The sequence below is a fragment of the Burkholderia sp. AU15512 genome (assembly GCF_002223325.1).
Lineage (GTDB): Bacteria > Pseudomonadota > Gammaproteobacteria > Burkholderiales > Burkholderiaceae > Burkholderia.
Map to the genome: position 1 here is coordinate 174,976 of NZ_NKEX01000003.1, position 25,208 is coordinate 200,183.

Consider the following 25,208-nt stretch of genomic DNA (forward strand, 5'->3'; position numbering starts at 1 on the left):
AGACGCCATTCAGCGCTCGCCTGCGCGCCGCCTGCTTACGCGCCGGACTTGCCCGTCGCGCCGGCGTCGCCGCCGGAGGTCGGGTTGGCCGGGCACGGCACGACCGGCGCGGCGGCCGTCTTGCTGCCGGCAGCGGGCGCCGCGGCAGTCGCCGTGCCGCGGCGCGCGGCCATCGCGCGCACGCCGGCCGCGGCTTGCGTGGCGATCACGTCGAGCGCGCGCCGGTGGCCGGCGACGAGCGCGTCGTAGCCGTCGGCGACCGGTTGCGCGACGCTCGTGCGGCAGGTCATCACGGCCTGCGTGGCGAGCGAGCGCACGCTCCACACGGCGTCGACCGCCGCGCGTTTGCCGGGCCACGACTCGAAGCGCTGCACGTTCACGCTGATCCGGTACACGGGAACGCCGGGCGGAGTCGCGGAATTCGCGACGTCGATCGTGCCGAGCTGCGCGGCGAGATCGTCCGACAGCGCGCGGCGGATCTCGTCGGCGGGCGGCGACGCCCAGCGTTCCTGCTCGAGCACGTCGACCTGCGCGGCGTTCTTCTGCACGACCAGCTGGTTCTTCGCGACCTGCTCGGGCACGCCCACGGCCGGCACCTCGATCAGGAACGCCGGGTTGGCCGGCGCGGTGCGCAGCGGCGCCGCGGCATCGGCCGGGCTGAGCGTGTAGAACCGCGCGGGCGGCGAGCTGCACGCGGCGAGCGCGAGGGCGGCGACAGCCGCCGCTGCGCCGCTCGCGAAACCGTTCACGCGTGTGGTCGTCATTGTTTATCTCCTGGCTTGCCCTTGAGCAGCGATTCGGGGTGGCGCTCCAGATAGTCGGCGAGCGCGTTCAGCGATTGCAGCGTGCGCGTGAGCTCCTTCAGCGCGCCGCGCACGTCGGACTGCAGCGGCGAATCCTGCTGCAGCGTCGCTTCGGCGGTCGAGAAGGTCTGCTTCGCGGCCGACAGCGTGTCGCGCGCTTCCGGCGCGACCTGCGTGTCGAGCTGCTTGAACAGCTTGTCGGCGTTCGACAGCGCGCTGTTCAGGTTCGCGCCGATCTGGTCGAACGGCACCTTGTCGAGCTTCTTCGCGATGTCGGCGACCTGCAGCTGCAGCTCGTCGAGCGTGTTCGGCACGGTCGGCAGCTCGAGCGGTTGGCGCGTCGTGTCGATCTTCACGGCCGGCGCCTTCGGGAAGAAGTCGAGCGCGACGTACAGCTGACTCGTCAGCAGGTTGCCGGTGCGCAGCTGGCCGCGCAGCCCATGCTGGACGAGCCGCTCGACGATCTCGCGGCGGGCCGGTTCGCCCTTGCTCTCGATCGTTTCGCGGAAGCGGCGGCCGAGGCGTTCCGGATACACGTTGATCGTCACCGGCATCAGGAAATTCTTCGTCTTCGGATCGAAGTCGATGCCGATGTTCGTCACTTCGCCGAGCACGATGCCGCGGAAGTCGACCGTCGCGCCGACCGCGAGCCCGCGCAGCGACTGGTTGAAGTTCATCACGACCTGCAGCGGCTGGCCGTCCGGGTCGCGCATCGCGTCGCCCTCGTCGGACGCGAGGCGGAACGTCGTGTTGTTCGGCGCCGTCGCGCCGGAGCCCTGGTTCGGCGGCGTCTGGAACGCGATGCCGCCGAGGATCACCGTCGCGAGCGACTGCGTGTTCAGCTTCAGGCCGCTCGAGTCGAGCCGCAGGTCCACGCCGCTTGCCTGCCACCAGCGCGAATTCACGCCGACGTACTGGTCGTACGGCGCATTGACGAACACGTTGAACGTGACGCCGGTGCCGTCCTTGTCGAGCGAGAAGCCGACCACCTGGCCGACCTGCACGCGGCGGTAGTAGACCGGCGAGCCGATGTCGACCGAGCCGAGCGAATCGCCGCGCAGCACGTACTGCGTGCCTTTCTGGTCGCCCGTGACGGCGGGCGGTGACTCGAGGCCGGTGAAGTCGGTCAGCGTATCCTCCGAGCGCCCGGCGTCCACGCCGATGTACGCACCCGACAGCAGCGTGCCGAGCCCCGACACGCCGGTCGCGCCGACGCGCGGCCGCACGATCCAGAAGCGCGAGCCCTTGACCGCGAAATCCTCCGCTTCCTTCTTGAGCTGTACCTGGACGAGCACGCGCGACAGGTCCTTCGACAGCTTGATCGTCTTGACCATGCCGATCTCGACGTCCTTGTACTTGACCTGGGTCTTGCCGGGCTCGAGCCCTTCGGCGCTGTGGAAGCTGATCGTGATTTCCGGGCCGCGTTCGCGCACGGACTTGATCACGAGGCCGATGCCGATCAGCGCGGCGATCAGCGGCACGAGCCAGACGAGCGACGGCAGCCAGCCGCTTTTCGTCGAGATCGTCGGATCGGGCGGCCGGGGCGCGTCGTGCTGCGGGCCTTGTGGACTATTCATGGTGATTCCCTGAGGTTTCGACTGGATCCCAGATCAGGCGGGGATCGAACTGCATCGATGCGAGCATCGTCAGGATCACGACGGAGCCGAACGCGAGCGCGCCGGGGCCGGCCGTGATGATGGCGAGCGAACGAAAATGGACGAGCGCGACGGTCAGCGTCACGACGAAGATGTCGAGCATCGACCAGCGGCCGATGCGTTCGACGATCCGGAACAGGCGCGTGCGCTGCAGCGGCCGCCAGGCGGCGCGGCGCTGCGCGCTGATCACGAGGATCAGCAGCACGCCGAGCTTGAGCATCGGCACGAGGATGCTCGCGACGAACACGACGACGGCAAGCGGCCAGTCGCCCGAGACCCAGAAATAGATCACGCCGCTCATGATCGTGTCTTCCTGCGAGCCGACGATCGACGCGGTGCGCATGATCGGCAGCAGGTTCGCGGGAATGTAGAGGATCGCGGCGGCGAGCAGCAGCGCCCACGTGCGCATCACGCTGTTCGGCGTGCGGAAATGCAGCGCGCTGCCGCAGCGCGCGCAGTGTGCGTGCGGATGGTCGAGCGTCTGCACGAGGCCGCATGCGTGGCAGCTGGCATAGCCCTCGCGGGCGGCGGTCGGGATCGTCATCGGCGGGCGGCTTCCGGCAGCGGGGCGGCATCGTCGGGCTGTCCGGGCGAGCGGCCGGCGCGCAGGTCGTCGGCGATGTCCCACAGCGTGCGCGGATCGAACATCAGCACGACGGCGATCATCAGCGTGAGCGCGGCGAACGCGAACAGCGCGGCCTCGGGAACGACTCTTGCAAGACTCACCATCTTCACGATCGTGACGAGGATGCCGAGCATGAACACCTCGATCATGCCCCACGGCCGCACGAGCTCGATCGCGCGCAGCACCAGGTTGAAGCCGGGCGGTACGACGCCGCGCCGGATCGGCAGCAGCAGGTACAGCAGCGCGGCCATCTCGACGAGCGGGAACAGCACGGTCGAGCAGAACACCATCACGCCGACGATCGCCATGTCCTGGTGCCACAGCGAATCGATCGCGCCGATCAGCGTGGTCTGCACGCGGTTGCCGTTCACGTCCATTTCGAGGATCGGGAACGCCTGCGCGATCGAGAACGTGATCAGCGCCGCGAGCGCGAGCGCGCAGATCCGCTCGATCTGCGCGGTGCTGTTGCGATAGAGCAGCGCATCGCAGCGCGGGCAGCGCGCGATTTCACGTCCGCTCAGGCGCGGTTTGTGCAACAGTGCGTCGCACTCGTGGCAGGCAATCAGGTCGTTTCGTTGCATGGAAAAGGCAGTGGTGCGACGGCTGGGGAGACGCGTCGACGGGGCCGGAACCCGCGCCAATCTTACCAAAAGGCCTTTTTCGGCGTGTCGACGATCGCGGGTTCGGTGACCGATCGGTAACATGACAGGAAGCTGTCAGCCGGCTGGCGGGCCTGTCTTCAGAGTCCGCGCGCGTCAAAAGGTTGCGGTAGCATGGCGCCCTTGACAAGCGTCGGACGAATTTCCGACGCGGCCGTTCGCTGAACTGAGGAATCCAAGATGGCATCGAAATCGCTGCCGGCCACGCCGGTACGCTATACGCAGACGGCGATCGCGCTGCACTGGCTGATCGCGCTGCTGATCGTCTGCGCGTTCGCGCTGGGCTGGGTGATGACCGACATCCCCGGCTTCACGCCGACCAAGCTGAAGTACTTCTCGTGGCACAAGTGGATGGGCGTGACGATATTCGCGCTGGTCGTCGTCCGCGTGCTGTGGCGGGCGACCCACGTGCCGCCGGCGCTGCCGGGCGGCACGCCCGCGTGGCAGCGTGCGGCGTCGCACGGCGTGCACATCCTGCTGTACCTGCTGATGATCGTGATACCGGTGACGGGCTACCTGTACAGCTCGGCGGCGAACATCCCGGTCGTCTACCTCGGCATCGTGCCGCTGCCGCGGCTGATCGACCCCGATCCGGTGCTGAAGGAAACCTTCAAGACGCTTCACGTGTCATTGAATTACATTCTGCTTGCGCTCGTTTCGCTGCACGTGGTCGCGGCGCTCAAGCACCAGTTGTTGGACCGCGACGGCCTGCTGTCGCGGATGCTCCCCTTTGCCAAATGAAGGATCCCATGAAAGTGTCTTTCTCCCGCTCCATGCTGACCGCGTTCGCCGCGGTGTCACTTGTCGCGTCGGGCGCGGCGCTCGCCGATGTCGATCTCGCGAAGAGCAAGGTGTCCGCCGTGTCGAAGCAGATGAACGTGCCGACCGAAGGCACGTTCAAGAAGTTTTCCGCGCAGGTGAAGTTCGACCCGGCGAAAGCCGCGCAGGGCAGCGCCCAGATGACGATCGACGTCGCCAGCTATGACCTCGGCGACAAGATGTACAACGACCAGGTCGCCGGCAAGGACTGGTTCGACGCGAAGGCGTATCCGCAGGCCACGTTCGTGTCGTCGGCGATCGCGCCGGCGGGCGGCAACAAGTACAACGTCACCGGCAAGCTGACGATCAAGGGCAAGTCCGAGAACGTCACGGTGCCCGTCACGGTCACGCAGAGCGGCGCGACGCAGACCTTCGACGGCGTGCTGCCGATCAAGCGCTCGGCGTTCAACGTCGGCACCGGCGAGTGGAAGGACACGTCGGTCGTCGCGGACGAAGTGCAGATCAAGTTCCATCTCGTCGCCACCAAGTAAGCGGCGGACTGTCGCCTCACCCGAATGCCGCGCGAGGGCGCGGCGCCGTTCCAAGGAGAAAAGGTTTGAAAAAGCAACTGATCATCGCCGCAGGCGCGCTGGCAGCGTCGCTGTCGTTCTCGGCATTCGCCGAAAGCGTCACGTACCAGTTCGACCCGAGCCACACGTACCCGAGCTTCGAGGCTGACCACATGGGCGGCCTGTCGGTCTGGCGCGGCAAGTTCGACAAGTCGAGCGGCACCGTGACGCTCGACCGCGCGGCGAAGACCGGTACGGTCGACGTGACGACCGACATCGCGTCGATCCACACTGGCAGCACGAAGCTCGACGAGCATCTGCAGACGGCCGAGTTCTTCGACGTCGCCAAGTTCCCGCAGGCGAACTACAAGGGCGCGATCAAGTTCGACGGCGACAAGCCGGTATCGGTGGTCGGCAACCTGACGCTGCATGGCGTCACGAAGCCGGTGACGCTGAAGATCGACTCGTTCAAGTGCATGCCGCACCCGATGCTCAAGCGTGAAGTGTGCGGCGTCGACGCGGTCGGCGAATTCGACCGCAGCGATTTCGGCCTCGACTACGGCAAGCAGTACGGCTTCAAGATGAAGACGAAGCTGCTGATCACGGCCGAAGCGCTCAAGCAGCAGTAAGCCCGCCGCTCGGGCCGGCCTTCGCGCCGGCCCGTCGCGAGCCCGCCGCCGCGTTCCCGTCAGGGGGCGCGGCGGTTTTTATTTGCGCGCCTATAATCGCCCGAGCGCCGTACCCGGCGCCGGGCAGGCCGACGGCGCGCGAGCGGCCGCCTCGAACAGAACGTACAACGACAAGGAGATCGCCGATGCATGCCGTCACGCAGTCCCGTTCCATTGCCTCGTCGCCGCGCGTGTGGCGCGCGGTGGTCGCCGCGTCGATCGGCAATGCGCTCGAGTGGTTCGATCTCGTCGTCTACGGCTTCTTCGCGGTGACGATCTCGAAGCTGTTCTTCCCGGCCGGCAACGACACCGTGTCGCTGCTGCTCACGCTCGGCACGTTCGGCGTGTCGTTCTTCATGCGCCCGCTCGGCGCGATCGTGCTCGGCGCGTATGCCGACCGCGCGGGCCGCAAGGCCGCGCTCACGCTGTCGATCCTGCTGATGATGGGCGGCACGCTGATCATCGCGGTGCTGCCGACCTACGAGACGATCGGCGTCGCGGCGCCGGTGATCCTCGTCGCCGCGCGGCTGATGCAGGGTTTCTCCGCCGGCGGCGAGTTCGGCAGCGCGACCGCGTTCCTCGCCGAGCACGTGCCGGGCCGGCGCGGCTTCTTCGCGAGCTGGCAGGTCGCGAGCCAGGGGCTCACGACGCTGCTCGCCGCCGGCTTCGGCACCGTGCTGAACGCGCAGCTCACGGCCGCGCAGATGGCGTCGTGGGGCTGGCGCGTGCCGTTCTTCTTCGGCCTGCTGCTCGGGCCGGTTGCGTACTACATCCGCACGAAGGTCGACGAGACCCCCGAATTCCTCGCGGCGGAAGGCACCGCGAACCCGCTGCGCGACACGTTCGCGTCGCACAAGGCGCGCCTCGTCGCCGCGATGGGCGTGGTCGTGCTCGGCACGGTCGCGACCTATCTCGTGCTGTTCATGCCGACCTACGGCGTGAAGCAGCTCGGCCTCGCGCCGTCGGCCGCGTTCGCGGCGATCCTGGTGGTCGGCGTGATCCAGATGGCGTTCGCGCCGCTCGTCGGCCACTGGTCGGACACCTACGGCCGCGTGCGCGTGATGATTGCGCCGGCCATCGGCATCCTCGTGCTGATCTATCCGGCGTTCGCGTACCTGGTCGCGCATCCGGGCTTCGGCACGCTGATCGCGCTGCAGGTGCTGCTCGCGTTCCTGATGACGGGCTACTTCGCGGCGCTGCCGGGTTTGCTGTCCGAAGTGTTTCCGGTGCAGACGCGCACGACCGGGATGTCGCTCGCGTATAACGTCGCGGTGACGATCTTCGGCGGCTTCGGGCCGTTCATCATCGCGTGGCTGATCAAGGCGACCGGAATGAAGACCGCGCCGAGCTTCTACCTGATGTTCGCGGCCGTGCTGAGCCTCGTGGCGCTGGTCGTGCTGCGCAAGCGGTTCGGGTTCCGGTAACGGGACGGGCGGCGCGCGTCAGTTGCCGGCGCGCTCGCACACGGGTTGGGCGGGCATCAACTGCGGCCTGGCTTCGACGGTTCGCACCGGGCGCCCGGCGAGCGCCGCCAGCGCCTGACCGAGCTGCCAGTCGGTGGCCGTGCCGAACTCGCGCTGCGGCAGCGCCGCGCTCTTCGCGGTATCGATCTTCGCGAGCGCTCGCTGCTCGCGCCGCTTCTGCCGTTCCTTGCGCACCTTCGCGAACGGATCGGGCGCCAGCCGGTCCGCATACGGCGCGCGGGCGAGATCGGCTTCCCGGTACCACAGCAGCACGCCGTCGACGTCCGAGTCGCGGCGCGGCGGCACGAGCCAGTCCGGCACGACGCCATAGCCGTCCATCGGGCAGCCGTTCGGCCGCAGGTTGCGCGCGTACGTGAAATTCAGGCGCGTGCCGTCGATCAGGTCGACGCCCGTCTGCGCAAGCCCCTTCCCGTAGGTCGGCATGCCGAGCAGCTTCGCGCGGCCGAGATCCTTCAGCGCCGCCGCGGTCGCTTCGGCGGCCGACGCGCTCTGTCCGTCGACGAGCACGACGAGCGGCACGGTGCGCCACCAGTCGTCCGCCTGCAACGGCGCGAGCGGATCCTGGCCGTGCATGACCGGTAATGCGTAATCGGGCCAGTTGGTCGTGTAGCGGCGGCGGTTGGCGTCGCCGCGCTCGACCGTCACCATCGCGGTGCGGTCGCGGCCCGCGAACAGCGCGGTGATGCCGATCGCCGCATTGAGCGCGCCGCCGCCGTTGATGCGCAGGTCGAGGATCACGCCTTTCACCGCCGGCCCCGTGCGGCGCGCGGCCTGCACCGCGTCGATGTAGTCGCCGATCGCCGGTTCGGGGAAGCTCGACAGCCGCGTGTACAGGATGTCGCCGTCGAGGCGCTTCGCGGTCGCCGGGTGGGGCTTGAGGATCGTCCGAACGGGCGCGAAGCTGAGCACCGCGTGCGACGGGCCACGCTGGACCGTGAGCTTCAGCGGCACGCCCGCATCGCCCTTGGCGAGTCTGGTCAGGTCGGCGGGGTCGATGCCGACGACGCTCGTATCGTTCATCGCGACGACGAGATCGTCGGGGCGCACGCCGGCCTTTTCCGCGGGCGCGTCGGGAATCACGTCGACGATGTGCAGCCCGTCGGGCCGCGTCTCGAACACGATACCGATGCCGGGCGTGCCGTCGCGCGCGCGCCGTTCGTCGTCGCGCCGCTCCTGCTCCTCCTTCGCGTCGAAGAAACGTGCGTACGGCAGCGTCTTGATTCCCGCGTGGGTCGTTGCGTCGAGCAGTGCGCCGATGTCGACGTCGGTCAGGTGCTGCCGCTTCAGGATTTCCACCGCTGCCTTGAGCTCGCAGATCTGCGGCTCCCAGTCGGGCGGGCAGGGCGAGGGCGGCTGGGCGGCGGCGGGCGAAGCGGCAGAAGCGGCAGAAGCGAGCGGGGTGGACGCCGGCTGTTGCGCACCGACGGATGACGCGCACGGCAGGAGCGCGGCCGTGACGGCGGCGCAAACGGCAAGGCGAAGCACGACACGCGTGGGAGGCATCATCGGGACCGCACGTTTGAACGGAGGGCGAAGGCGCTGTCCCGCTGACGCACGGCCGGCGGGTGGGCGCGACGGGACGGTCACGATTGTAGCCGACGTGCGTGACCGGGCAGGGCGAGCGGGCGGCGCGATGCGCGGCGGTGGCGCGGGCATGAAAAAGCCGGCCCAACCGGGCCGGCTTTTCGTCTGTGCCGAAGCAGCGTGGCGCTTAAACCTGCGCGCCTGCGTTCGGATCGTCCGGATCGTGCGCGGACTTCTTTTCCTTGATCAGGTCTTCACGCTTGATGCCGAGCCACATCGCGAGCGAGCCCGCGACGAACACCGACGAGTAGATGCCGAACATGATGCCGACCGTCAGCGCGAGTGCGAAGTAGTGCAGCGTCGGGCCGCCGAAGAAGAACATCGACAGCACCATCATTTCGGTCGACGTGTGCGTGATGATCGTGCGCGACATCGTGGTCGTGATCGCGTGGTTGATCACTTCCTGCACGCTCATCTTGCGTTCGCGGCGGAACGTTTCGCGGATCCGGTCGAAGATGACGACCGACTCGTTGACCGAGTAGCCGAGCACCGCGAGGATCGCCGCGAGCACCGCCAGCGAGAACTCCCACTGGAAGAACGCGAAGAAGCCGAGAATGATCACGATATCGTGCAGGTTGGCGATGATGCCGGCCACCGCGTACTTCCACTCGAAGCGGAACGACAGGTAGATCACGATGCCGATCACGACGCACGCGAGCGCGAGCAGGCCGTCGGTCGCGAGTTCCCGGCCGACCTGCGGGCCGACGAACTCGACGCGCTGCAGCGTGACGTCCGGGTTCTGCGCCTTCAGCGCGCCCATCACCTGGTCGCTCTGCTGCGCGGACGTGAGGCCTTCCTTCAGCTGCAGGCGGATCAGCACGTTGCGCGACGTGCCGAAGTTCTGCACCTGCGCGTCGGCGTAGCCGAGCTTGCCGAGCGTCGCGCGCACCGGTTCGAGTTCAGCGGCCTGCTGGTACTGCACCTCGATCACCGTCCCGCCGGTGAATTCGACGGACAGGTGCAGCCCGCGGTGGAACAGGAAGAACACGGCGGCGAGGAACGTGACCAGCGAGATCACGTTGAACACCAGCGCGTGCCGCATGAACGGAATGTCTTTACGGATGCGGAAAAATTCCATGGTCTTCTCCGGGGCCTTATTGGGTCGAGCCCGGTTTCTTCGGCGACACGCCTTGCTGCGCGCGGTTGCGCAGCTGCGGCTTGCCGGCGCGCGGCGCGTTGCCCTTCGCGGGGGCGGCGAGCTTCGCGGCGCGTGCGGTGTCGGTCGATTCGTCGGCGTCGGTGAACGACGCGGCGGCAGCGGCGCCTTCCGGCTTCCACACCTGGCCGATCGCGAGCGACTTCAGCTTCTTGCGGCCGCCGTACCAGAGGTTGACGATCCCGCGCGAGAAGAACACCGCGGAGAACATCGACGTCAGGATACCGAGGCAGTGCACGATCGCGAACGCGCGAACCGGGCCCGAGCCGAACGCGAGCAGCGCGAGGCCGGCGATCAGCGTCGTGACGTTCGAGTCGAGAATCGTCGCCCACGCATGCGCGTAGCCGGCCTGGATGGCGGTCTGCGGCGGCTGGCCGGCGCGCAGTTCTTCACGCACGCGCTCGTTGATCAGCACGTTCGCGTCGATCGCCATACCGAGCGCGAGCGCGATGGCGGCGATGCCGGGCAGCGTCAGCGTCGCCTGCATCAGCGACAGCACGGCGACGAGCAGCAGCAGGTTCACCGACAGGCCGATCACCGAGATCACGCCGAACAGCATGTAGTACGCGATCATGAACACGGCGATCGCGCAGAAGCCCCAGATCACCGAGTGGATGCCCATCTTGATGTTGTCGGCGCCGAGGCTCGGGCCGATCGTGCGTTCCTCGATGATGTCCATCGGCGCGGCGAGCGAACCGGCGCGCAGCAGCAGCGCGAGGTCGGCCGCGGCCTGCGGCGTCGGCTGGCCCGTGATCTGGAAGCGGTCGCCGAGTTCCGACTGGATCGTCGCGACCGTCAGCACTTCGCCCTTGCCCTTCTCGAACAGCACCATCGCCATCGGCTTGCCGATGTTCTCGCGCGAGACCGCGCGCACCGAGCGGCCACCCGCCGAATCGAGGCGGATGTTGACCGACGGACGCTGGTGATCGTCGAAGCCGGCCGAGGCATCGATGATGCGGTCGCCCGTGAAGATCACGTCCTTCTTCAGCAGCACCGGCGCCTGGTTGCCCTGCGTGAACAGCTCTTCACCCGGCGGCACCGGGTCGTTCGGGTTCGGGTGCGTGTTGATCGGATCGGCGAGGCGCGCTTCGAGCGTCGCGGTGCGGCCGATGATGTCCTTCGCCTTCGCGGTGTCCTGCACGCCCGGCAGCTCGACGACGATGCGGTCGCTACCTTGCTGCTGCAGGATCGGCTCGGACACGCCGAGTTCGTTCACTCGGTTGTGGAGCGTCGTCAGGTTCTGCTTGAGCGCGGCGTCCTCGACGGACTTCTGCACGGCCGGCGTGAACGTGCCGACGACCTGCGTGCCGCCGCCGCCGGGCTGGGTCGCCCATTGCAGTTCGGTGATCGACAGCGCGAGCAGCTTGCGGGCGTCTTCCGCCGTCTGTGCATCGCTGAAGTTGACGACCACGGACTGGTCGACGCGGCTCACGCCGCCGTCGCGGATGTTCTTGTCGCGCAGCAGCGTGCGCGCGTCGGACGCGTCGGAATCGAGCTTCTTCGTCAGCGCGCCCGTCATGTCGACCTGGAGCAGGAAGTGGACGCCGCCACGCAGGTCGAGGCCGAGATACATCGGCAGCGCGTGCAGGGAGGTCAGCCAGCGCGGCGACGCGCTCTGCAGGTTCAGGGCGACGACGTACTGCGGATCGTTCGGGTCGGCGTTCAGCGATTTCTGCAGCAGGTCCTTGACGCGCAGCTGCGTATCGGTGTCCTTCAGGCGCACGCGGATGTTCGCGTTGGTCGCCGTGTTCTCGAAGGTGACGTCGTCCGGCGTGATCTGCGCGGAGGCGAGCGCCGATTCGACCTGGGTCAGCGTGGTCGAGTCGAGCTTGACCGTGGCCTTGCCGCTCGACACCTGCACCGCCGGCGATTCGCCGAAGAAGTTGGGCAATGTGTACAGAAGGCCGATGGCGAGCGCCACGACCATCACGACATATTTCCAGAGTGGATAACGATTCATGAGGGAGCCGAACGGGTGGTTGGCGTGAAAGCGTCGCGTCCGGCGCCGCGGCGGCCCGCTCTCTCAGGCGGGCACGGCGCGGGGAGCCGGACGCTCGGTGAAGGGCTTACAGCGACTTGATCGTGCCCTTCGGCAGAATGGTCGTGACCGCGGCCTTCTGCACGGTGATTTCGGTGCCTTCGGCGATTTCGACGCCGATGTAGCCTTCGGTGACCTTCGTCACCTTGCCCACGAGGCCGCCGCTCGTGACGACTTCGTCGCCCTTGGCCATGGCCGCGAGCATGTTGCGGTGCTCCTTCTGACGCTTCATCTGCGGACGGATCATGATGAAGTAGAGCACGGCAAACATCAGGATGAGCGGCAGGAAGCTCATCAGGCTCGATTCGGCGCCACCGGCACCTTGGGCGAACGCGTTGGAAATGAACGGCACGTTGGTCTCTCCGTAGGGGAAGATCGAAAAATAAGCCGGTTATTCTACCACCGGCCCCATGCGCAAACGGCTCGGCAAATGCGCTTTCGGATCAAGCTGTTAAAGCGTGAACCGGTACCGTTGCGACTTGAATGGAAAGGCGATTGTAATGTTTGTCGGTTCCGAGCGGCAGTTGGGACGCGCTTGTTTAGGACGAGTCCCAAAAGATTTTCGATCCGTTTAGTGTTTGTCTTATCAAGGGCGGCTCGACCGCCCGTCAGTCGACCCCTCTGGCGCGATCCTCCGCGAAGCGCTGGCGGAACGCGTCGAACGTGTGGGTCTCGATCGCTTCGCGGATCTCGCTCATCAGCTGCAGGTAGTAGTGCAGGTTGTGGATCGTGTTGAGCTGGGCGCCGAGGATCTCGCCCACGCGGTGCAGGTGATGCAGGTAGCCGCGCGAGAAGTTCTGGCACGTGTAGCACGTGCAGCTCGCGTCGAGCGGCTTCAGCGAGTTCTTGTGCGTTGCGTTGCGGATCTTCACGTCGCCGAAGCGCGTGAACAGCCAGCCGTTGCGCGCGTTGCGGGTCGGCATCACGCAGTCGAACATGTCGACGCCGTTGGCGACGCCCTCGACCAGGTCCTCCGGCGTGCCCACGCCCATCAGGTAGTGCGGCTTGTTGGCCGGCAGCTTCGGGCCGACGTGGCGCAGCACGCGCATCATGTCTTCCTTCGGCTCGCCGACCGACAGCCCGCCGATCGCGAGGCCGTGGAAGCCGAGTTCCGCGAGGCCCGCGAGCGATTCGTCGCGCAGATCCTCGAACATCCCGCCCTGGACGATCCCGAACAGCGCGTTCGGGTTGCCGAGCCGGTTGAACTCGTCGAGCGAGCGCTTCGCCCAGCGCAGCGACATGCGCATCGAGTCGGCCGCTTCCTGGTGCGTGGTCGGCACGCCGTTGGTCGCGTACGGCGTGCACTCGTCGAACTGCATCACGACGTCGGAGTTCAGCACCTTCTGGATCTGCATCGACACTTCCGGCGACAGGAACAGCTTGTCGCCGTTGATCGGCGACGCGAACGTCACGCCGTCCTCGGTGATCTTGCGCAGGTCGCCGAGCGAGAACACCTGGAAGCCGCCCGAGTCGGTCAGGATCGGCTTGTTCCAGCCCATGAAGGCGTGCAGGCCGCCGTGCGCGTCGATCGTGTCGAGGCCCGGGCGCAGCCACAGGTGGAACGTGTTGCCGAGGATGATCTGGGCCTTGATCTCGTGCAGCTCGCGCGGCTGGATCGCCTTCACGGTGCCGTACGTGCCGACCGGCATGAAGATCGGCGTCTCGACCACGCCGTGGTTGAGCTTCACGCGGCCGCGGCGCGCATGGCCGTCGGTCGTCAGCAGTTCGAATTCGAGCCCGTTCGCCGGGCGGTCCTGCACGGGGGCGTGCGTATCAGCGTGCGTATCGTGGGATGAACCTTCGGTCATCGCGTCATTCTCCTCGCTACCGGGCTGCTCTGCATGGGACCAGAGTAACCGCTAAAGCGCTAACTCTGGATCGCAAGTCCGGCGCATGTTGGAAACGCCGCCGGGAATCCGGCGGCGGGGAAAGCGGGTGCGTGCGAGCATCGCACGCACAACGTGAAAGCGGAACCTGGCCGTTCGGTACGGCGGCCGGCCTCCGTGCCGCGCTTACGCGCCCGGTGCCTCCGGCGCGTCGCGCCGCGTGAGCAGCATCGCATCGCCGTAGCTGAAGAAGCGGTAGCGCTCGTCGATCGCGTGCCGGTACGCGGCGCGGATCGTCTCCACGCCCGCGAACGCGGACACCAGCATCAGCAGCGTCGACTTCGGCAGGTGGAAGTTCGTGACGAGCCGGTCGACCACGCGGAAACGATAGCCGGGCGTGATGAAGATGTCGGTCTCGGCCTGCGTGGCCGCGAGCGGGCGGCCCGCTTCGTCGGCCGCGCGCGCCGCGGCTTCGAGCGCGCGCATCGACGTCGTGCCGACCGCGATCACGTTGCCGCCGCGCGCACGGGTCGCGGCGATCTTGTCGACGAGCGACTGCGGCAGGTCGTACCACTCGCTGTGCATCTTGTGCTCGGCGATGTTGTCGACGCGCACCGGCTGGAACGTGCCGGCGCCGACGTGCAGCGTCAGCGTCGCGCGCTCGACGCCCATCGCGTCGAGCCGGTCGAGCATCGGCTGGTCGAAGTGCAGCCCGGCCGTCGGCGCGGCGACCGCGCCCGGGTTGCTCGCGTAGACGGTCTGGTAGCGCGTCTCGTCGGTCGCATCCGGATCGTGCTCGATATAGGGCGGCAGCGGCAGGCGGCCGTACTGCTCGATCAGGTCGAGGCACGGCGCGGGGAAGTTCAGCGTGAAAAACGGATCGACGCGCTCGCCCACCGTCACGTCGAACGCATCGGCGAGCCGCAGCGTCGTGCCGGCGCCCGGCGACTTGCTCGCGCGGATCTGCGCGAGCGCCGTGTGCGTGCCGGTCACGCGCTCGATCAGCACCTCGATCTTGCCGCCGCTGGCCTTCTGGCCGAAGAAACGCGCCTTCAGCACCTTGGTATCGTTGAAGACGAGCAGATCGCCGGCCGCGATGCACGATGGCAGCGCGGTGAAATGGCGGTCGACCAGGCGGGCGGGCGCGACGGTGCCGTCGACCTCGAGCAGGCGGCTCGCGGTGCGATCGGGCAGCGCGGTTTGTGCAATCAGCTCGGGAGGCAGATTGAAATCGAAATCGGAAAGCGTGAACATGCGGGCTGGTTCGAAGCGGCCGGCGGGCGTCGCCGGCGGGGCGGAAACGCGTAAATCGGGCGCGCGAGCCGCTATGATGGCGGGATGCGCGGCCTGGCCGGCGTCGTTCGTTCGGACGACGTGAAAGCCGCTATTGTACTTGCCTTGCGAAGCACCCAGACGATCCGATGCCTGTGTCACCACGCCGTTCCCCCGCTGCCGTTGCCGATTCCGCCGATCCGTTCGACGCGGAAGATGTCGCGCCGCCCGCGCAACGCGCGGGCGAGCGTGATTCCGCGGAACGCGCCGCGCCGCGCCGCGCCGGCCCGAAGCGCGGCGCCGACGGCAGGCTCGCGCAGCCGGCCGCCGCCGCGCCCGATGCCGATGGCGCGGCTGACAGCGACCCGGCAGGCGCGGCCGGCGCGAAGCGCAAGAGGAAGCCCGCCGCCGATAAACCCGTGAAGACCGTCGACAAGCTCGCGAAGCTCGGTCTCACGCGCTCGATCGATCTCGTGCTGCATCTGCCGATGCGCTACGAGGACGAAACCACGCTCACGCCGATCGGCGAGCTGCTGCCGGGCGGCATCGCGCAGACCGAAGGCGTCGTGTTCGACAACGAGGTCGCGTACCGGCCGCGCCGCCAACTGGTCGTGAAGATCCAGGACGACGACGGCGAGCATCTCGTGCTGCGCTTCCTGAATTTCTACGGCTCGCAGGTCAAGCAGATGGCCGTCGGCCAGCGGCTGCGCGTGCGCGGCGACGTGCGTGGCGGCTTCTTCGGGATGGAGATGGTGCATCCGGCGGTACGCGTGGTCGAACCGGATGCGCCGCTGCCGCAAGTGCTCACGCCCGTCTATCCGAGCACGGCCGGCGTGTCGCAGGCCTACCTGCGCAAGGCGATCGAGAACGCGGTCGAGCGCACGCCGCTGCCCGAACTGCTGCCGCCCGAGATCCAGCGCGACTATCTGAAGCCGCTCGACGTGCCGACGCTCGAGCAGGCGGTGCGCATCCTGCATCACCCGCGCGTCGATTCCGACGAAGCCGCGCTGATGGACGGCTCGCATCCGGCGTGGACGCGTATCAAGTTCGAGGAGTTGCTCGCGCAGCAGTTGTCGCTCAAGCGCGCGCACGAGGAGCGCCGCACGCGTGCGGCGCCCGCGATGCCGCGCCGCGCCGCGAGCGATGCCGATGCGTTGACGACCCGGCTCTACGCCGCGCTGCCGTTCACGCTGACGGGCGCGCAGGCGCGCGTCGTGGATGAAATCGCGAACGATCTTACCCTTGCGCACCCGATGCAGCGCCTGCTGCAGGGCGACGTCGGCAGCGGCAAGACGGTCGTCGCGGCGCTGGCCGCCACGCAGGCGATCGACGCCGGCTACCAGGCCGCGCTGATGGCGCCCACCGAAATCCTCGCGGAACAGCACGCGCGCAAGCTACGCGCGTGGCTCGAGCCGCTGGGCGTCACGGTCGCGTGGCTCGCGGGCAGCCTGAAGGCGAAGGAGAAGCGCGCGGCGATCGAGGCGGCGGCGCTCGGCACCGCGCAGCTCGTGATCGGCACGCACGCGATCATCCAGGACACGGTCGAATTCGCGCGGCTCGGCCTCGTGATCGTCGACGAACAGCACCGCTTCGGCGTCGAGCAACGGCTCGCGCTGCGTGCGAAGGCCGCGAACGCGGCCAACGGCGCGCGCGACTTCCAGCCGCACCAGCTGATGATGTCGGCCACGCCGATTCCGCGCACGCTTGCGATGACGTATTACGCCGATCTCGAAGTCTCGACGATCGACGAGCTGCCGCCGGGCCGCACGCCCGTGCTGACGCGCCTCGTCGGCGATGCGCGGCGCGAGGAGGTGATCGCCCGCGTGCGCGAGGCCGCGCTGACCGGGCGCCAGGTGTACTGGGTGTGCCCGCTGATCGAGGAGAGCGAGACGCTGCAGTTGCAGACAGCCGTCGAGACATACGAGACGCTGGCCGCCGCGCTCCCGGAACTGAAGGTCGGGCTCGTGCACGGCCGGCTGTCGCCGGCCGACAAGGCGGCCGTGATGGAAGCGTTCACGCGCAACGACGTGCAGCTGCTCGTCGCGACGACCGTGATCGAGGTCGGCGTCGACGTGCCGAACGCGTCGCTGATGGTGATCGAGCACGCCGAGCGCTTCGGCCTTGCGCAGCTGCACCAGCTGCGCGGCCGGGTCGGGCGGGGCACCGCGGCGTCGGTGTGCGTGCTGCTGTACACGGGGCCGCTGTCGCTCACGGGCCGCGAGCGGCTGAAGACGATGCGCGAGACGACCGACGGCTTCGAGATTGCGCGGCGCGACCTCGAGATCCGCGGCCCCGGCGAATTCCTCGGTGCACGCCAGTCGGGCGCGGCGATGCTGCGCTTCGCGAACCTCGAGACCGACGGCTGGCTGATCGAGCCGGCCCGCGAAGCCGCGTCGCGGCTGATTGCCGCGTATCCGGAGGTCGTCACGCAGCATCTCGCGCGCTGGCTCGGTGCGCGGGAGCAGTATCTGAAGGCCTGATCCGCGGGCCGGGGCCGGATTTAAAACCGCCGTTTGACGCATTCCGATGCAGAGAAACTTGGCGAACCGGTGTCACAGGGTGTATAAATTAAACCTATCGCTTGTATATCTCTGATTGACCCACAATGACGCTGACTGAATTGAAATACATCGTCGCGGTCGCGCGCGAACGGCATTTCGGCCGCGCGGCCGAAGCATGCTTCGTGAGCCAGCCGACGCTGTCGGTGGCGATCAAGAAGCTCGAAGACGAGCTCAACGTGCAGATTTTCGAACGCGGCGCGAGCGAAGTGAGCGTCACGCCGATCGGTGACCAGATCGTCACGCAGGCGCAGCGCGTGCTCGAGCAGACCTTCGCGATCAAGGAGATCGCGAAGCAGGGCAAGGATCCGTTGGTCGGCCCGTTCCGCCTCGGGGTGATCTACACGATCGGGCCCTATCTGCTGCCGACGCTCGTCAAGCAGATGATCCAGCGGGTCCCGCAGATGCCGCTGATGCTGCAGGAAAACTACACGCTGAAGCTGCTCGAACTGCTCAAGCAGGGCGAGATCGACGCCGCGATCATGGCGCTGCCGTTTCCGGAAACCGGCCTGATGGTGCGACCGCTGTACGACGAACCGTTCGTCGTTGCGCTGCCCGCCGGCCATCCGTGGGAGAAGCGCGAGGAAATCGACGCCGAGGATCTCAAGCAGGAAACCATGCTGCTGCTCGGCAACGGCCACTGCTTCCGCGATCACGTGCTCGGCGTGTGCCCGGAGCTGATGCGCTTCTCGCAGACGGCCGACGGCATCCAGAAGACCTTCGAGGGCTCGTCGCTCGAGACGATCCGCCACATGGTAGCAAGCGGTGTCGGCATCACCGTGCTGCCGCGGATGTCGGTCGCCGAGGTCGGCCCGCGCGCGAACGGCCCCGATGCCGAACTGCTGTCATACGTGCCGTTCAACGAGCCGGTGCCCGACCGCCGCGTGGTGCTCGTGTGGCGCAAGAGCTTCACGCGGATGCCCGCGATCGACGCAATCAGCGACGCGATTTCCGCGTGCGAGCTGCCGGGTGTCGCGAAGCTCGACATGCCGGCGACGATGAACTGAGCACGCCGCCGCATGCGCGTGTGGCAGCATGATGAACGGGGTCTTGCGACCCCGTTTATTTTTCTCTATCGAATAGATGAAATTTATCAAATTCAATCAATCGATAGATGAATATAGAATCTTCTCCATGGATCGGCGTGAGGTCGGCGACCGATCGGCACGTTGAATGCAAGCGTCAAAGGAGGATGTCATGATGCGGTCGGTATTGCAGCACGCGCAGCGGAACATCCCGTCGCGCGACGCGGTCGTACATCGCGCCAGGGCGGCGGTTCGCAGCCTGCGTCCGATTGCGTTCGCGTACCTGGCGGACCGTGTGTATGGCGGATGAGTGCCGCTGCACGCCGGTCCTGTGTTCCCCCGACTAACTGCCGCCGAGCCATGAGGGAGCATTGCATGTCCGATACCCGAAAAGCCGCCCGCCGCGCCGGCACGACGACTGCCGGCAGCCGCGTTCCCGAACGCGCCGCCTGCGGCGCGTCGCAGCGGGGACGCGGGTCGCAGGCCGCGCACGACGTCCCGTAGTACGACAGGAGGAACCGCCTGTTCCGTTTCATCCCCCCGCAATGCTCCACGAACCGCGCCTGGCACGTGGGGGCCTATGAGCAAGACAAGGAGAAAAAGCATGTCGAACGAAACGAAGTGCCCGTTCAACCACACCGCTGGTGGCGGCACGACGAACAAGGACTGGTGGCCGAATCAGCTGAACCTGAACGTCCTGCATCGGCATTCGGCGCTGTCCGATCCGATGGACCCGGATTTCGACTACGCCGCAGCGTTCAAGAAGCTTGACCTCGAGGCGGTGAAGAAGGACCTGCACGCGTTGATGACGGCGTCGCAGGACTGGTGGCCGGCCGACTTCGGCCACTATGGCGGCCTGTTCGTCCGCATGGCCTGGCACAGCGCAGGCACGTACCGCACGGCCGACGGCCGCGGCGGCGCGGGCGGCGGGCAGCAACGCTTCGCGCCGCTCAACAGCTGGCCGGACAACGTCAGCCTCGACAAGGCGCGCCGCCTGCTGTGGCCGATCAAGCAGAAGTACGGCCGCAACATCTCGTGGGCCGACCTGCTGATCCTGACCGGCAACGTCGCGCTCGAATCGATGGGCTTCAAGACCTTCGGCTACGCCGGCGGCCGCGTCGATACGTGGGAACCGGACGACGTGTACTGGGGTTCGGAAAAGATCTGGCTGGAACTGAGCGGCGGCCCGAACAGCCGCTACTCGGGCAAGCGCGAGCTCGAAAGCCCGCTCGCCGCGGTGCAGATGGGCCTGATCTACGTGAACCCGGAAGGCCCGGACGGCAACCCCGACCCGGTCGCCGCCGCGCATGACATCCGCGAGACGTTCGCGCGCATGGCGATGAACGACGAAGAGACGGTCGCGCTGATCGCGGGCGGCCATACGTTCGGCAAGACGCACGGCGCCGGTCCGGCCTCGAACGTCGGCCCCGAGCCGGAAGCCGCGGGCCTCGAGGAGCAGGGGCTCGGCTGGAAGAGCACGTTCGGCACGGGCAAGGGCAAGGATGCCATCACGAGCGGCCTCGAAGTCACGTGGACGTCGACGCCGACGCAGTGGAGCAACGACTTCTTCAAGCACCTGTTCAGCTACGAGTGGGAGCTCACGAAGAGCCCGGCCGGCGCGCACCAGTGGGTCGCGAAGGACGCAGGCGAGGTGATTCCGGATGCATTCGACGCGTCGAAGAAGCATCGCCCGACGATGCTGACGACCGACCTGTCGCTGCGTTTCGATCCGGCCTACGAGAAGATTTCGCGCCGTTTCTACGAGAACCCGGCCGAGTTCGCCGACGCATTCGCACGCGCGTGGTTCAAGCTCACGCACCGTGACATGGGCCCGCGTTCCCGCTATCTCGGCCCGGACGTGCCGGCGGAACACCTGCTGTGGCAGGACCCGATCCCGGCCGTCGATCACCCGCTGATCGACGCCGCCGACGTCGCCGAGCTGAAGGCGAAGGTGCTGGCTACGGGCCTGTCGGTGTCGCAGCTCGTGTCGACCGCCTGGGCGTCGGCTGCGACGTTCCGCGGGTCGGACAAGCGCGGCGGCGCGAACGGTGCGCGTATCCGCCTGGCGCCGCAGAAGGACTGGGAAGTGAACCGTCCGGCTGAACTCGCGAAGGTGCTCGAGACGCTCGAGGGCGTGCAGAAAGCGTTCAATGATGCGCAGACGGGCGGCAAGAAGGTGTCGCTGGCCGACCTGATCGTGCTGGCCGGTGCGGCCGGCGTCGAGCAGGCCGCGAAGAATGCGGGTATCGCCGTGACGGTGCCGTTCGCACCGGGCCGTGCGGATGCGTCGCAGGAAGAGACCGATGTCGAAGCGATGGCCGTGCTCGAGCCGGTGGCGGACGGGTTCCGCAACTACCTGAAGAGCGCATACAAGACGCCTGCCGAGGCGCTGCTGGTCGACAAGGCGCAACTGCTGACGCTGACCGCGCCCGAGATGACGGTGCTCGTCGGTGGCCTGCGCGTGCTGGGTGCGAACGCCGGCGATGCGAAGCGGGGCGTGTTTACCGACCGTCCGGAGGCGCTGACGAACGACTTCTTCGTGAACCTGCTCGACATGGGCACGGAATGGAAGCCGGTGTCGGCCGCGAACGACGTGTTCGAAGGGCGCGATCGGGCGACGGGCCAGGTCAAGTGGACGGGCTCGCGCGTCGACCTGATCTTCGGCTCGCATGCGCAACTGCGTGCGCTAGCCGAGGTGTACGGCAGCGCGGATGCGAAGGAGAAGTTCGCGCACGACTTCGTCGCGGCCTGGAACAAGGTGATGAACCTGGACCGCTTCGACCTCGCGTAAGCGTCGCCGCGCGGTAGTGCGGCGAGGCAGTAACGGGAAACGGCCGGTCGTCCAACCGGCCGTTTCTTCCTGCCCCTGAGTGTTGTTGAAGGAGTGACGATCATGACGCAAATGATGTTGAAAACGCGCGCTGTACTGGCGTCGCCGGCAGAGGTCGCGCGATACGTGGTCGGATCCGCCATCGTCATCGGCGGGGCGGCCGAACTGGTGTCGCAGGCGCTGCACGCGATCGCGGCCGCCTGAGCGAGGCGTTTCGCTCGCCACGCGCGGGCGGCAGGTGTGGTATCAATAGGCAGGTAGTCCGATTCACTTTCATTGCTCTGTTTCATTGAATAAGGAGTACGGAACATGGCCAGGAAAACTCAAGCTGCCCAGATCAACATCGGCATCAGCGACAAGGACCGCAAGAAGATCGCGGAAGGCCTGTCGCGCCTGCTTGCCGATACGTTCACGCTGTACCTGAAGACCCACAATTTCCACTGGAACGTCACGGGCCCGATGTTCAACACGCTGCACCTGATGTTCGAGGAGCAGTACAACGAACTGTGGCTCGCGGTCGATTCGGTTGCCGAACGCATTCGCACGCTCGGCGTCGTCGCGCCGGGCACCTTCGGCGATTTCGCGAAACTGTCGTCGGTGCCGGAAGCGAACGGTGTGCCCGCTGCCGAAGACATGATCCGCCAGCTCGTCGAAGGGCACGAGGCCGTCGTGCGTACCGCACGTGCGATTTTTCCGCTTGCCGATGCGGCGAGCGACGAGCCGACCGCCGACCTGCTGACGCAGCGCCTGCAGATTCATGAAAAAACCGCGTGGATGCTGCGGTCGTTGCTCGCGTAGGCGTGCAACGCGCGGCAGGCTGGCCGAAGCCTGCGCATCGTGACTCCGGCCCTGATTGATCCGCCCTAGTCGGGCCGAACCCAGTCGGGCGCTTTGCGCGGATCCGTGCGTGCGCTGGCTCTGTCCCTTGATTGATGCGCGTTGCAGCTCGGCCACGTGCGGCGGGCGCGGGCAGCGCGCCGGCGTCCGGCCGCGATTGCCCGCGGGCCTTGCCGACATGACGCGAAGCACCGCTCGGCTCTAAAATGCCGGGGTTATCTTCCCGGTGCTTCGCCATGCTTGCCCGCTTTCCCCTGTATCTGCGGCTCGTCCGGATGGACAAGCCGATCGGCAGCCTGCTGCTGCTGTGGCCGACGCTCAACGCGCTGTGGATCGCGTCCGACGGCCATCCGCGCTGGCCGCTGCTCGTGATCTTCTCGCTCGGCACGCTGCTGATGCGTTCGGCCGGCTGCGCGATGAACGATTACGCCGACCGCGACTTCGACCGCCACGTGAAGCGCACGGCCGACCGGCCGCTGACGTCGGGCAAGATCCGCGCATGGGAAGCCATCGCGATCGCGGTCGGGCTCGCCTTCATCTCGTTCCTGCTGATCCTGCCGCTCAACACGCTGACGAAGCAGTTGTCCGTCGTCGCGCTGTTCGTCGCGGGCTCGTATCCGTTCATGAAGCGCTTCTTCGCGATTCCGCAGGCCTATCTGGGCATCGCGTTCGGCTTCGGCATCCCGATGGCGTTCGCGGCCGTGCAGGACACGGTGCCGACGATCGCGTGGGTGATGCTGATCGCGAACATTTTCTGGTCGGTCGCGTACGACACCGAATACGCGATGGTCGATCGCGACGACGACATCAAGATCGGCATCCGCACGTCCGCGCTGACGTTCGGCCGCTTCGACGTCGCGGCCGTGATGCTGTGCTACGCGGTGACGCTCGGCATCTACGTGTGGATCGGCGTGACGCTCGGCTTCGGCCTCGCATACTGGGCCGGCTGGGCGTCGGCGGCCGGCTGCGCGCTATATCACTACACGCTGATCAAGGACCGCGAGCGGATGCCGTGCTTTGCGGCGTTCCGGCACAACAACTGGCTCGGCGGCGTGCTGTTCGCCGGGATCGCCGTGCACTACCTGCTGGCGGGGAGCTGAATGTCGCGATCTCACCGCAGGCGGTAGGCGATGCGGGGCGCGGTACCAACAAAAAAAGGCGGCCTGGGCCGCTTTTTTGTTGGTCGTGCACGTCAGCATGACGGGGCGGGGCGTCCAACGCATACAGCGAGCGCCGGGCCGGCACCGCCGGCGCGCTTACGCGCGGCCGAGCTCGTCGCCCATTTCCTTCGCGCGCGCTTCGGCCGCGAGTGCACCGCGCACGATCGCATCCTTCACGCCTTGCGCGTCGAACGACGCGAGCGCGGCGGCCGTCGTGCCGCCCTTCGACGTCACGCGCTCGCGCAGCACGCTCGCCGGCTCGCCCGATTGCGCGGCCAGTTGCGCGGCACCCGTGAACGTCGCGACCGCGAGCGCACGGCCTTGTTCGTCGTTCATGCCGAGCTGGCGCGCGGCTTCCTGCAGCGCTTCGATGAAATAGAACACGTACGCGGGGCCGCTGCCCGAGATCGCGGTGACGGCGTCGAGCTTCGACTCGTCATCGAACCAGACGATTTCACCGACTGCACCCAGCACGTTCGACGCGAGTTCGCGGCCCGCCGCGTCGACGCCCGGCAGCGCCGCGAGGCCCGTCACGCCCATGCCGACGAGCGCCGGCGTGTTCGGCATTGTGCGCACGACGCGCGCGTAGTCGCCGAGCCAGCGTGCGAGATCGCTGCCGCGGATCCCGGCCGCGATGCTGATCACGAGTTGCGTCTTCAGGTGCGGTGCGAGTGCCTGCGCGACGTCCTTCAGCACCTGCGGCTTCACCGCGAGCACGACCGCGTCGTAGTCGGCGAGCGCCGCGTCGATGGCCGCGCCGGTGCGCACGCCGAACTGCTGGGCGGCGCGCGCGCGCACCTCTTCGTTGACGTCGATGGCATACAGGCCGTCAGCGGCGACGCCGCGCTTGATCAGGCCGCCGATCAGGGCCGCGGCCATGTTGCCGCCGCCGATGAATGCGATTTTCATGATGTCGGATTGAGCGAGTGAGTGAACGGAAAGGCGTAAAAGGGCGTGGCGTTCAGTGCGAGTAATCGCGCGCGCCGAAGATCGCGGTGCCGACGCGCACGATCGTCGCGCCTTCGAGCACGGCCGCGTCGAGATCGGCGGACATGCCCATCGACAACGTGTCGAGCGGCAGGCCGTCGGCACGCAACGTGTCGAACAGCGCACGCAGCGCTCGATGCGGCGCGCGTTGCGCGTCGGTGTCGCCGGCCGGTTCGGGAATCGCCATCAGCCCGCGCAGCCGCACCGACGGCAGCGCGGCGACCGCGCGCGCAACCTCGGCCACGTCGGCCGGCGCAACGCCGCTCTTCGACGCCTCGCCGCTGATGTTCACCTGCACGCAGATGTTGAGCGGCGGCAGGTGCGCGGGGCGCTGTTCCGACAGGCGCTGCGCGATCTTCAGCCGGTCGACCGAATGGACCCAGTCGAAGCGTTCGGCAACCGGGCGCGTCTTGTTCGATTGCAGCGGCCCGATGAAATGCCATTCGAGGTCCGCACGCAGGTCGGCGAGCGCGTCGATCTTGTCGATCGATTCCTGCACGTAGTTTTCGCCGAAGGCACGCTGCCCGGCCGCATGCGCGGCGCGCACGTCGTCGGCGGGAAAGGTTTTGGACACGGCGAGCAGCGACACGGTGGCGGGATCGCGGCCGGCCGCGCGGGCGGCGTCGGCGATGCGGCGATGAACGGAGGCGAGACGGGCGGCGAGATCGGACATGACGGGCACGAAAGCAGGCACGGAAGCAGGCACGGAAGCG

Annotated in this window: 22 protein-coding genes; 10 read left to right on the top strand and 12 right to left on the bottom strand. The window is 67.4% G+C overall.

All coding sequences use genetic code 11. The features are described 5' to 3' along the window. Positions 1-35: 35 nt before the first annotated feature. From CFB43_RS03370 to CFB43_RS03385, 4 genes are read right to left on the bottom strand one after another with little or no spacing between them, the layout of a single operon-like run. Positions 36-764 (bottom strand): PqiC family protein, encoded by a 729-nt coding sequence (locus tag CFB43_RS03370; protein WP_089494115.1) that lies wholly within the window; start codon positions 762-764, stop codon positions 36-38. Beyond that, the gene (locus CFB43_RS03375; protein ID WP_089455600.1) at positions 761-2,380 is read right to left on the bottom strand and encodes a PqiB family protein; all 1,620 of its coding nucleotides are present in this window, start codon (positions 2,378-2,380) and stop codon (positions 761-763) included. Before CFB43_RS03375 ends, CFB43_RS03370 begins: the two co-directional genes overlap by 4 nt. Continuing rightward, positions 2,373-3,002 (bottom strand): paraquat-inducible protein A, encoded by a 630-nt coding sequence (locus tag CFB43_RS03380; protein ID WP_089439255.1) that lies wholly within the window; start codon positions 3,000-3,002, stop codon positions 2,373-2,375. Before CFB43_RS03380 ends, CFB43_RS03375 begins: the two co-directional genes overlap by 8 nt. After that, positions 2,999-3,664 (bottom strand): paraquat-inducible protein A, encoded by a 666-nt coding sequence (locus CFB43_RS03385; protein ID WP_089494116.1) that lies wholly within the window; start codon positions 3,662-3,664, stop codon positions 2,999-3,001. Before CFB43_RS03385 ends, CFB43_RS03380 begins: the two co-directional genes overlap by 4 nt. 258 nt (positions 3,665-3,922) lie before the next feature. Between CFB43_RS03385 and CFB43_RS03390 the strand changes: the two genes are divergently transcribed. The 4 genes from CFB43_RS03390 to CFB43_RS03405 all read left to right on the top strand — a co-directional run bounded on the left by CFB43_RS03390 (position 3,923) and on the right by CFB43_RS03405 (position 7,162). Further along, positions 3,923-4,483, top strand: a complete 561-nt coding sequence (locus tag CFB43_RS03390) for a cytochrome b (protein WP_089494117.1) — start codon at positions 3,923-3,925, stop codon at positions 4,481-4,483. Positions 4,484-4,491: 8 nt separating this feature from the next. After that, positions 4,492-5,052, top strand: coding sequence for a YceI family protein (locus CFB43_RS03395; RefSeq protein WP_089439258.1), 561 nt, complete (start codon positions 4,492-4,494; stop codon positions 5,050-5,052). A 65-nt stretch (positions 5,053-5,117) separates the two neighbouring features. After that, complete coding sequence (locus tag CFB43_RS03400; protein WP_089439259.1) at positions 5,118-5,699, top strand: YceI family protein; 582 nt, start codon at positions 5,118-5,120, stop codon at positions 5,697-5,699. Positions 5,700-5,884: 185 nt separating this feature from the next. After that, positions 5,885-7,162: an MFS transporter gene (locus tag CFB43_RS03405; RefSeq protein ID WP_089424530.1), complete on the top strand. Its 1,278-nt coding sequence runs from the start codon at positions 5,885-5,887 to the stop codon at positions 7,160-7,162. 18 nt (positions 7,163-7,180) lie between these two features. On the opposite strand, the gene CFB43_RS03410 is transcribed toward CFB43_RS03405, so the two are convergent. The 6 genes from CFB43_RS03410 to queA form a co-directional block, all read right to left on the bottom strand. Then, positions 7,181-8,728, bottom strand: a complete 1,548-nt coding sequence (locus CFB43_RS03410; RefSeq protein ID WP_179254792.1) for a S41 family peptidase — start codon at positions 8,726-8,728, stop codon at positions 7,181-7,183. Between the two features lie 205 nt (positions 8,729-8,933). Further along, positions 8,934-9,884 (bottom strand): protein translocase subunit SecF, encoded by a 951-nt coding sequence (secF, locus tag CFB43_RS03415; RefSeq protein ID WP_089424532.1) that lies wholly within the window; start codon positions 9,882-9,884, stop codon positions 8,934-8,936. A gap of 16 nt (positions 9,885-9,900) precedes the next feature. Then, a complete protein-coding gene (secD, locus tag CFB43_RS03420; RefSeq protein WP_089494118.1) occupies positions 9,901-11,922 on the bottom strand; it encodes a protein translocase subunit SecD in 2,022 nt (673 codons plus the stop codon). Between the two features lie 106 nt (positions 11,923-12,028). After that, positions 12,029-12,352, bottom strand: a complete 324-nt coding sequence (gene yajC, locus CFB43_RS03425; protein ID WP_006476868.1) for a preprotein translocase subunit YajC — start codon at positions 12,350-12,352, stop codon at positions 12,029-12,031. A 256-nt stretch (positions 12,353-12,608) separates the two neighbouring features. Beyond that, positions 12,609-13,808, bottom strand: a complete 1,200-nt coding sequence (gene tgt, locus CFB43_RS03430; RefSeq protein WP_089494119.1) for a tRNA guanosine(34) transglycosylase Tgt — start codon at positions 13,806-13,808, stop codon at positions 12,609-12,611. A 204-nt stretch (positions 13,809-14,012) separates the two neighbouring features. Next, positions 14,013-15,080: a tRNA preQ1(34) S-adenosylmethionine ribosyltransferase-isomerase QueA gene (queA, locus tag CFB43_RS03435; protein WP_089494120.1), complete on the bottom strand. Its 1,068-nt coding sequence runs from the start codon at positions 15,078-15,080 to the stop codon at positions 14,013-14,015. Between the two features lie 167 nt (positions 15,081-15,247). Here queA and recG point away from each other — a divergent pair, with 167 nt between their 5' ends. The 6 genes from recG to ubiA all read left to right on the top strand — a co-directional run bounded on the left by recG (position 15,248) and on the right by ubiA (position 23,448). After that, the gene (gene recG, locus CFB43_RS03440; RefSeq protein WP_089494121.1) at positions 15,248-17,578 is read left to right on the top strand and encodes an ATP-dependent DNA helicase RecG; all 2,331 of its coding nucleotides are present in this window, start codon (positions 15,248-15,250) and stop codon (positions 17,576-17,578) included. A gap of 125 nt (positions 17,579-17,703) precedes the next feature. Then, entirely contained in the window at positions 17,704-18,663 is a 960-nt protein-coding gene (locus CFB43_RS03445; RefSeq protein WP_043189592.1) for a hydrogen peroxide-inducible genes activator, read from the top strand. A 622-nt stretch (positions 18,664-19,285) separates the two neighbouring features. Continuing rightward, a complete protein-coding gene (gene katG / locus CFB43_RS03450) occupies positions 19,286-21,472 on the top strand; it encodes a catalase/peroxidase HPI (RefSeq protein ID WP_089494122.1) in 2,187 nt (728 codons plus the stop codon). Positions 21,473-21,574: 102 nt separating this feature from the next. Continuing rightward, on the top strand, positions 21,575-21,715 hold the full coding sequence (locus tag CFB43_RS38295) for a hypothetical protein (RefSeq protein WP_174973271.1): 141 nt from the start codon (positions 21,575-21,577) through the stop codon (positions 21,713-21,715). Between the two features lie 105 nt (positions 21,716-21,820). Then, on the top strand, positions 21,821-22,309 hold the full coding sequence (dpsA, locus tag CFB43_RS03455; protein ID WP_089424538.1) for a non-specific DNA-binding protein DpsA: 489 nt from the start codon (positions 21,821-21,823) through the stop codon (positions 22,307-22,309). Positions 22,310-22,584: 275 nt separating this feature from the next. Next, positions 22,585-23,448 (top strand): 4-hydroxybenzoate octaprenyltransferase, encoded by an 864-nt coding sequence (gene ubiA, locus CFB43_RS03460; protein ID WP_089494123.1) that lies wholly within the window; start codon positions 22,585-22,587, stop codon positions 23,446-23,448. A 156-nt stretch (positions 23,449-23,604) separates the two neighbouring features. Here the strand turns inward: ubiA and proC are convergent, their stop codons facing one another. Both proC and CFB43_RS03470 read right to left on the bottom strand, forming a co-directional pair. Beyond that, the gene (gene proC, locus CFB43_RS03465; RefSeq protein ID WP_089494124.1) at positions 23,605-24,417 is read right to left on the bottom strand and encodes a pyrroline-5-carboxylate reductase; all 813 of its coding nucleotides are present in this window, start codon (positions 24,415-24,417) and stop codon (positions 23,605-23,607) included. A gap of 52 nt (positions 24,418-24,469) precedes the next feature. After that, on the bottom strand, positions 24,470-25,168 hold the full coding sequence (locus CFB43_RS03470) for a YggS family pyridoxal phosphate-dependent enzyme (protein WP_089495234.1): 699 nt from the start codon (positions 25,166-25,168) through the stop codon (positions 24,470-24,472). Positions 25,169-25,208: the final 40 nt, after the last annotated feature.